The following is a 996-nucleotide window of genomic DNA, read 5'->3' as shown; positions in this document are numbered from 1 at the left end:
GGACCTTGCCGCGATCATCGAAGCCGAGCAGTTTGACCCAAACTTCCTGACCTTCATTCAGAACGTCGGGGGGGTGGGCGTTGGGACAACGGGTTAGATAGCTCTGCCAACTGACCACCGTAAAAAACTAGCAAGAGGGGGCCAATGCTTGCGTGACGGACGAAACCCTGTACTCTCGCCCAACCGCACCACCGAGACCTAATCCGGAGATCCCCATGAAACCTGCCTCGCAAAAAGCGTGTGCTCCTACCCCAAAAAGGGACAATCAATGCACGTTTTCTCAAAGCTCCAGAAATTCTTGTTCGCGTCATTCTCCATCTTGATTCTCAGCGTCAGCGCAGCCAGCGCCGAACCCGCGCCACTGACTGTCCGAAACGAAACCGGACAGGATATCACGCTCACTGTTTTATGGACGCATAGTTGTACTCAAGGAACACATGAAACTGCTGCTCTTCAGATAGGTGCGAATTCCTCGACCGTCTGGCAATTGGGCCGGAATTCCGCGGTCAGCGGCTGCACCGGTCAGGTCTGTGTAGAGATCGCTCCGGCAAATCAATTTTATCAGGACGACATCTGTTTTAATATTTACGGAGGGTACCCCATCGGAAATATCGGCCACATGCAAAGATGGGAGTATTTCAACTACGGACGCGAAGCTTATCCAAATTTCCAGATACGTTCGGCCGACCAAAACCGCGGTGAAAACGTGTTGATCATTGGCCCCACTAACTAGGCCTCGGTCAGTCGGGTGAGCGAATGTCGAGATTAAACGGAACAATACTTCAGAGAGGTGGTCACTCTTGGCAAGGGCGACACGGTCAAACTAGCAAGTTCGTTTCTCAGGGCGAGTATCCTCACGACAATCGCCTAAAGCACCAACCGGACATTTAGGCCTAGGATCACACTTGCCATATGTAGCCGAGAAAAGGCCCCGCGAAATCGCAGGGCCTTTTCCAATTCTCAAGTGGCGCAAAGCTTACTCGGCTTCGGGCGCTT

Annotated in this window: 1 protein-coding gene; it reads left to right on the top strand. The window is 52.6% G+C overall.

All coding sequences use genetic code 11. The features are described 5' to 3' along the window. Window positions 1-268 precede the first annotated feature (268 nt). Complete coding sequence (locus EP237_RS22870) at window positions 269-733, top strand: hypothetical protein (protein ID WP_127563110.1); 465 nt, start codon at window positions 269-271, stop codon at window positions 731-733. Window positions 734-996 lie beyond the last annotated feature (263 nt).

It is taken from the genome of Nioella ostreopsis, from assembly GCF_004000255.1.
Taxonomy (GTDB): Bacteria; Pseudomonadota; Alphaproteobacteria; order Rhodobacterales; family Rhodobacteraceae; genus Nioella; species Nioella ostreopsis.
This window is presented reverse-complemented; position numbering and strand designations above follow the sequence as displayed.

Excerpts from the sequence above, each read along its gene's own strand:
- EP237_RS22870 (WP_127563110.1), top strand. The coding sequence starts at position 269 with ATGCACGTTTTCTCAAAGCTCCAGAAATTCTTGTTCGCGTCATTCTCC.